Below are 8329 nucleotides of genomic sequence, written 5' to 3' on the forward strand. Positions count from 1 at the left end.
GCTGTTTCACTAACCACCATCAGCGGGCGAAACCTTCGTCGGCTCCCCCTACAACAGACTCGCCAACCAACGGGTTGACCAACTGAACGTACGTCGGGCTTTCGCTGTCTCCCAACAGAATTGCCCGTCCGGCAGGCAACCGGCCAAATCGCTGGCCACGGATCTTGCCGCTGTCTTGCGGGTTGCCCGCCAACATCAACGTGGTTGCCTGCAAATCGTTGAAGCGGCGCAGCAACGGGCTGGTCATCAGCGCGTGCCCCGAGCCCGTGGCCCGTGCCGTGACAATCACCCGCAGCCCCAGATCTGCGGCCTGGCTGAGCTCCGGGATCAGGCTGGTCCATGGCCGCTGCCCAATGTAGGGACCACTCATCGCCGGTGTATCCGGGATCTGGTCGACGTCGTCGATGATCAGGTAGTGGGTGTGGCCCTGGTAGCTCCACCGGGCCAACTCCGCCGCCGACAAGCCCGCCGGCGGCCGCCGCGACTCGATGATGTTGGCCAACCCGAGCATCGCCGGGATGATCCGGTCGATGTTGGCGGTGTACTCGTTGTCGGCGAACAGCGGCTCTTCGACGAGATGCAGCCGCCGATCCAGCACCGTGAAAGCCACCTGGTCCGCGGTGGAATGCTCGCGGATGGTGCGGATGATGTGGCGCAGCAGCGTGGTTTTGCCCGCCTTGCTGTCGCCGAACACCATCAGCAACGGGTTGTCGGTGAAGTCCAGCACGACCGGCGCCAGGTCCTCTTCGCGCTGACCGATGACCACTTGCTCCGCTCCCCGATACAGCGGCCCGAGAGCGTCGGGGGCCAGGTTGGTCGGCAACAGCCGAACCGGCGGTGCGGCCATACCGGGATGACGGGCGTTGATCGCGGCCACTGGGTTTGTTTGCGCGTCCAACTCCGGAGCCGCGAACAGGAAGTGCTCGGCGGCCATCGTCAACCCGCGACCCGGCTGGTCGGCCGGTACGGCGTCGGCCGGGCGGCGCAGCGCCCCGACCACCCGCACGTTGCTGTCCCGCGCGTCGTGCAGCTTGAGCTCGAGACGCAGCCCGAGGCCGTCGCGCATCGCCAGCGGCACCTCCAGCCAGCTCGGGGTGGTGACGATCACGTGGATGCCGTACGCGAGACCGACGTTGACGAGTTCAGTCACCTTGGCCAGCAACGGGTTACGCGTGTTGAACTGGTCGGTATTGTCCCGGGCGAAGGCGTAGAGATTGTCGATGACCAGGAACACCTCGCCGAAGCCATCGTCGTGTGTCGAACCATGCTTGTCGCGGAACGCCTCTCGCTGCTGCCGGGAAATCAGCAGCTGCTCGAGCTCGCCGAAGGTGCGGCGAATGCGCTCGGGTTCCAGCGGCGAGGCGATACTGCCGACGTGCGCCAGGTCTTCCAGTGCGCGCAGCTGCCCACCGCCGTAGTCCAGGCAGTAGAAGCTGACATCACCCGGCGAGTGCAGGCTGGCCGCGGACAGGATAAACGTCTGCAGTGCAGACGATTTGCCGGACTTCGCGCCGCCGTGGATCACCACGTTGCCGGAAGCCGACGTGGCGTCGAACACCAACGGGTCGCGGCGCATCTCGAACGGCTTGTCGATCTCACCGAGCGGCCAGCGCCATTGCCGTTCCGGCAGCCCGGCACGAGCCAGCACCGCGGTCAACGGGATCGGCTCGTCCAGCGGCGGCAGCCACAACTGCGGTGCCCGCGGTCCGTAGCGGGCGAGTTGGTCGCCGATGGTCGCGATCAGCTTGCGCGGCGGTCCGGCCAGCTCTTCGTGGTCCGCTCCGGTGATGACCGTGCCCTGGTCAGGCTCCACCCGCCCGGCCGTGAACAACCTCGGCTGCGGAACAGAATGCACCACAAGGGTTTTAGCGGCCTGCGGCGGCTCGTAGATGCCGTCGACGTAGGTGCTGCGGAACTTGATCGGTGCCGCGCCGGGTGCGGGTACCAGGAAGCCCACGCCCTTGTGCTCTTTGCCCGATTCGATGTGGTAGGCGTCGTCCACGCCGATGATCTGGCGAGAAACGCTGGCACTGGCCACCTTCAACCCGATGCGGTACGAGGTGTTCTTGTCGATGTCCTTGATTTTCCCGACGTCCAGCGTCTGGGACGCGAACAGGATGTGGATGCGGAACGAGCGGCCCTTGCGCGCCACGTAATCGAACAGTTCCGCGTACTCCGGGTAGTCCGCCAGCATCAGCGTGAACTCGTCGGCGACCACGAAGAGCGTCGGGATCGGCGGCAGATCGTGCCCGGCGGCGATCGCGTTCTCGTACTCGACGACCGAGTTGAACGCGCTGCCCTGAACGCGGCGGCCGGCCTCACGCAGCAGCGTTTCGCGACGGGCTACCTCACCGCGCAGCGTGTCGGCGAACCGGTCGGCCAGCGACTTCTTCTCGGCCATGTTCGAGATCACCGCAACGACCTGCGGGAAGTCCCGGAAGCTGTCGGCGCCGGCCTCACCCTTGAAGTCCGCATAGATGACGATCAGCCGATCGGCCGAATGAGTTGTCAACAGCGACAACAGAATCGACATCAGGGTCTGCGACTTCCCGGAACCGGTCATACCGATCATCAGGCCGTGCGGCCCCATGCCGCCCTCGGCTTCGTCCTTGAGGTCGAAGTACAGCGGCTCGCCGGTCGTGGTGACACCGATCGGTACCCGCAACTCGTCGTCGCGGCGACGAGGTGCCCACAGCGTCGCCACATCCAGCTGCGACGCGTCGGGAACACCCACCAGCGTCGTGAAGCTGGCGCCACGGGTTGCCGCCGAGCGCAGCCCGGTGTGGGTGGGGTTGGAATCCCAGCGGGACAACTGACGCGCCAGGTGGGCGGCCTCGTCGGCGCCGAGCCCGTCGGCGTTGTCGATGTAGGGCTGCCAGCCGCCGGTCTGCCAGCGTTGGATGACCCCGGCTCGGCTGCCCCCGCCGTCCCCCCCGCTGACGCGCAGAATCGGCTTTTCCGGATCCGAATACTGTTCGCGGTTCGGCGGTGTGGTGGTGCGATGCACGACGGTGACCCCGGCCCGGCCGATCGCCAGTGCCGAGGCGTTCACGTCGTAGTCGGGATCGTCGACGATGATCAGCAGGTGCCGCAACGCGTCGGCCGGCTCGCCGGTGAACGCCGGCCGGTCGGCCAGCGCGGGCCCCAGCAGTGCGATCAGCTCGTCGGCGTTGGTGGACAGGAACCGGGCGGGCCCGACACCGTCCACCTCGCCGGGAATGTCGATGTGGGGCAACCACTTCAGCCAGGACCAGTCGTGGTTCTCCAGATCGCGGGTGGCCAAGGCCACCCCCAGTACCGTCGGGTCGTGCCAGGTCACCGCCTGAGCGATCCAGGCACGCAACGCTCCTTGCACCTCGTCCGGTTCGCCGAAGACGGTGATCCGCGAGACTTTGGCCAAGTCGATTCCGGTGGGCACGTCACGAACCGTGCGCTGAGTGTCGAGCAGGCTGCGTAATGCGCTGTGCGACACCGGTTCCAGATCGATCTCGTCCACGGCGTCTTGCACCCGCACCGCGGTGGCCAGCGGAACATGGTGGCGTCCGGCCCGCAGCACCAGGAAGTCGGGGTCGTGCGGGTCACGTTCCCACTGACGGCGAGATCCGGGCACCGTTGCCAGTGCTGACGGCTCCGGATGGGACCACTGCGCAGCGGCACGCTGCTGGGCGGCCTGGGTGCGGATGTTGTCCCGAACCACCGACAGGTAGCGCAGGTAGTCGGCGCGTTCGGCGTCGACCTCCTCGGTGCGCATTTTGTTGTCGTTGCCGCGATAGAGCGCGGTTGCCGCCAGCAGCAATACGAACGGGAAGAACAGCGTCTGCGGGGAAATCACCCGCATCCCGGTGGCGACCAGCGCGACGATCATGCCGACGATCAGGATCACCAGCACGTAGGGCATCGCACGGCGCAGGAACGACGGCGGAATCACTCGCGGCAGCTCGGGGGGCGCCTCGATGGTGATGGTGCCCTGGCGGGTGCTCGGCGGCGCCAGGCGCCGGCGAGCTTCGAAGATCAGTCGGCTCATCGGGGTCCTCCTTCGGCCGACACCGGACGTCCGGGCCTGCTATCGGGCGCCAAGCCGTCGTGTGCGAGCAACGCGTCGGCGCGAGATAGCGTCGGGCCCGTCGCGAACAGCGACAGTATCGACCAGGGAATAGGAACGGGGGGTGGGGTTAGACCAAGGGCCTCAACGGTTTTGCCACGTCCGGCGGCACCGTTCTCGGCCTCGTTGTCGATGCCGTAGCGGACTCCGGTGTCGGAGACCCAGAACAGCGACCCGGTGCCGGGCGAAGTCGCTCCACCACCGACGCTCTGAGCGAAGTAACCGGTGCCCGGTGCCAGGGCGACGCGGGTGGCGATTCCCTGGGACCCAGCACCGATCAGGTTCACGGTGCGAACCGCGTCGGGCACCGGCAGCGCCGAACCGGCCAGCAGGCTCAGCGAGCTGCTTGCGGCCCCGGCCGGCTTACTCCAGTAGGCACAGGCGACGGGATCTTTGGCCGCGTCGACCAGGGCGACCTGGCGGTCGGGAAAGCGCGTGGTGTCCAGCATCCGCGACACCGGCAACTTGGCCACCTCGTCGGCGCCGAGCCGCGGAGGTTGTTCCAGGCCATAGGAATTGGTGTTACGCAGGATCGCGGCGAGCACGGGCGAGATCGGTTGCAGGCCATCGGGCAGCACCGCGTAGTGCCGCAGGCTGCCCGGGTCGACGGCATAGGACGTCACGACGCCACCGATCGGTGCCGGGACCGCGTAGTTCGCCGGGGTGCCGGCGTTCGGGATACCCGGCGCCGCCAGCGCGGGCGCTTCGGGGATCGCATTGAACAGCCCCGCAGCGAGCGGTCGCGGTGCGGGCACGTCGACACCCAGACCCAACGCGTTGGTGACCGCGTGGTTGGCCAGGTCGATCTGGCTGCGTTTGCCATCCCACAGCAGCCAGGTGCTGGTGCCCTTATCGCCGGTGAACTCGACCAGGATCGCCTGGCCGGGCGCGATCGTGGCGGCACGTGCGCCGCTGCTGTCGGGCATACCCGCGATCACGGTGACACCCGTGCTGTGCACAGCGTGCGAACCCTGGGCAGCCGCATTGACCGCATCGCACACCGTCCAGTTCGCGTCATGCGATGCGTTCTGCACCATGCGCTCCGGCGCACCCGGTATGCCGATCAGGTTCCCTCGCGGAAACCGGTCCAGCTCACTGCTTTTCACCGTGGCGGGGTTGACCGGCTTGCCGACGATCAGCCGCGCCGAGGTCAGGTTCAACACCGGGTGCAGGTCGTCACCGACCCGCACATACAGTGCGGAGGTCTCCCGATCGGCGAGCACCGCGTTGTTGCCCGCCTGACCATTGGGCCGGATCATCGAAAACACGAAGCAACCCGCCAGGCCGGTGACCAGAATGAGCGCGCCCATCAGCACCGCGCGCGACTGGGTACGCAGCGGGTCGACCAGCATCCTGGTGTCGTGCAAGGCAATTCCGGAGGCGATGCGGCGCATCACGAAGCGCCAGCCGGTCACTTGGTGGCGGGTGACGAATCCGCGACGGTAGACCACCTTGTCGGGATTGTCGTTGACGGGGGTCCGTGAGGAAAACGAGCGTCGTTCGTCCTGAGGCTCCGGGTTGGTCATGACGGCACCGAGAGGCCGAGGCCGCGCAGCAGCGGCTCTACCGAATTACTGACGTCTCGGTCGGTGATCGTCATCAGCTCCTCATCGGTGAACGCACCGGTTCCCGCCTGTTCTGAATGGTCCAACCGGAATTCGCGCTCTTCCTCCGAGCGCTCGACGATGTTTCGGACGAAGCGGCCGTTACCCGCAATGTCGAGGCTGCGCCGTTCGATTCCGTTGGAGTCTGGTGTCGTGGATGTCGCCAATTTCGCGAACAGGGCATCCATGTGGTCGAGCGCGGATTGCTCGAAGATGCTGTCGCGCTGTTCGGCCATCGTGTGCGCGATCTCGACCAGCTCGTGCGAGTTGTAGGACGGGAAGGTGATGTTGCGGGTGAACCGCGACCGCAGACCCTCGTTGGTGTCCAGGAACTTGTCCAGGTCCGCCCGGTATCCGGCGATGATCACCACCAGCCGGTCGCGGTCGTTTTCCATGCGGGCCAGCAGCGTGTCGATGGCGACCAACCCAAAGTCGTTCTTGGCGCCGGTGGCCACCAGGGCGTAGGCCTCGTCGAGGAACAGCACCCCGTCCAGCGCGCTGTCGATGATGGCATTGGTCTTGGCCTCGGTCTCGCCGATGTGCTGACCGATCAGGTCGGCGCGGTGTACCTCGCGGATGTTCTCGCGCTTCAACAAGCCCAGCCCGCAATAGATTTTGGCGACCACACGCGCGATGGTGGTCTTACCGGTCCCGGGCGGTCCGGCGAACACCAGGTGGTGGGCGCGTTGCGCAACCTGGAGCCCACGCTGCTTACGCACCAGTTCCATGGCCACCGAACTCTTGAGCCGCGATACCTGGTTTTTCACCTCTTCCAGTCCGATGAACTCGGTGAGCTGGCGTTCGGCCTCGTGCAGCAGCACGGCCTTGCGTTCGTGGGCAGCGGGGTCGACGAAGTCCTCCGCGCTGGGCTCGGTCTCCGGATCCCACGGATCTTTGCGTGCCTCGATGCGGGCCGCATTGGTGGTCACAATCCCAAAGCTGGTGTCGGACAAGGCCTGTTCGACCTGTTCGTTCTCGGGGTGTGCCGCGTACAAGTCCTGCAGGACTTCGCTCGCCGACTCTTCGTCGACGTGCATGCGCAGGACGAGTGCCTTGGCCAGCGCCCCATCGACGGCGGCCACCGTGACCGGGCCTTCGGGCTCCTCGAGATACGACAGCGCGGGGGCGAACATGCCCAGCCGGGCCAGCGCGGTACCCAGGGCGATCCTGGCCGCGTGCGCATAGGCCTCGTCGAGGTCGGAGTCGTTGACAATCGGGGTCAGCAGCTTGACGACGTCGGACCACCGCTCGGCGCGATAGTTGATGACGACGGAGACCCACCGCGCCTCACGCCAGCTCGGGCGGCGCTCGCTGAGCCCGTTGACGATCTCATCCGCGTCGGCAAACCGCCCGGCCGTTGCCAGCGCGGCCGCATAGGCGAGATGAAAGTCGTCGGGGCTGTTGGCGCGAAACTGTAGATACAGTCCGCTGTCGTAGCGGAAGCCCAAGGCGCCGGGGTCCAGGTCGACCTGCCGCTGCAATACGCCTGAGGTGGCCGCGGTACGCGAAACCGCCTCGAGAACGCGGAACGACGCATCGCCGGCGGCGGCCAGCCCGGTCCATGCGTCGCACTGGTCATGGGCGACGCGGGTCAGCGCCGTGAAACCCGAGCGGGCGGCGGCCAGATCGGCAGGACGCTGGCGTTGGTAGACCGCGATGCCCAGTGCCCGGCAACACGTAGCAAATCGGCTGACGACGTCGCCATCGACTCTGCTGTCCAACCGAGAAGTGCCCGGCTGGACTGCGAGCACACCACTCTCACCGCGTTCCACGGCCGCGTTTTTCCATGAAGATAGTCTCCCCTAACTTAACTTGCTGAAGTTAGCATTGCATAAGCTAACTGTCGAGGTTCCCGGACCCGTCCTACGCGCTGCCCGCCGGCTCCCAAAGGGCCGCTGACCACGGCATTCTGCGCAATCACCGGTCCACCTCTCCAGTTGTGGCATTGGCCGCACCTTCTTGGCGGCTAAGCTTAATGGTAATGATTTTCATTATCAAACGTAGGTGTGTCCGGCTGTGGGCATCCCGGGGAGGCTGACGGCTCGGCGCCGACCTGGGCACCCGCTCGAGGGGGTGGCAGCCAATCCGGCGCGGCCATGGCAGCAACTCCTTACCAGTCGGGTGACTTAACGACCGCCGTGAATAGGGCGGCTCAGCGAGCACGCACGTACTAGTCGGCCATCGGGCCGGAAAAGTTCCCGGCAGCGCAGGTATCGCCCCCGTTTGCGGGAAGGCTCACGTCTGCTCCTCGCCGCCGGGCCCTTGCTCGTCGGGTCGCCAGGTACCCGGCATCATCGGCATCGACGGACCGCCCCCGAACCCGTCACCGCCCAGCGTGGCCAATCCCGCCGCCTCGACGGCGTCCTTGCGGATCGTCCCGGCAAAACCCAGAGCACCCGCTCCCCGCTCAGACGCCGCGGTTGCGCCGGCCCTGACTTGCTCGTCAACGACCGGACCGGCCTCATCATCGGAGTCCAAGAATTCGTAACGGTAGCCGCGGTGATGGTCGTTCATCGCCGCATGCCGGCGCCGACGCGCCTGCCGCTGCTCCCGCGCCGACGCCGCGGCCGCCGCGGCCGCCGCGGCGGAATCGGGCTCCGGAGCCTTGCGTTGCGCACCGCTG

The 8329-nt window shown here is 66.7% G+C and carries 4 protein-coding genes; all 4 read right to left on the reverse strand.

The features are described 5' to 3' along the window. Positions 1 to 19: 19 nt before the first annotated feature. Entirely contained in the window at positions 20 to 4024 is a 4005-nt protein-coding gene (gene eccCa, locus ACZY0B_RS22480) for a type VII secretion protein EccCa (protein WP_463766439.1), read from the reverse strand. Continuing rightward, a complete protein-coding gene (gene eccB / locus ACZY0B_RS22485) occupies positions 4021 to 5628 on the reverse strand; it encodes a type VII secretion protein EccB (RefSeq protein WP_463766440.1) in 1608 nt (535 codons plus the stop codon). Before eccB ends, eccCa begins: the two co-directional genes overlap by 4 nt. Further along, entirely contained in the window at positions 5625 to 7478 is a 1854-nt protein-coding gene (eccA, locus tag ACZY0B_RS22490; protein WP_463766441.1) for a type VII secretion AAA-ATPase EccA, read from the reverse strand. Before eccA ends, eccB begins: the two co-directional genes overlap by 4 nt. A gap of 463 nt (positions 7479 to 7941) precedes the next feature. Continuing rightward, positions 7942 to 8329 (reverse strand): PPW family C-terminal domain-containing PPE protein (locus tag ACZY0B_RS22495; protein ID WP_463766442.1); only part of this gene is annotated, 388 nt, incomplete at its 5' end.

It is taken from the genome of Mycobacterium sp. IDUB_19 (genome assembly GCF_055419445.1).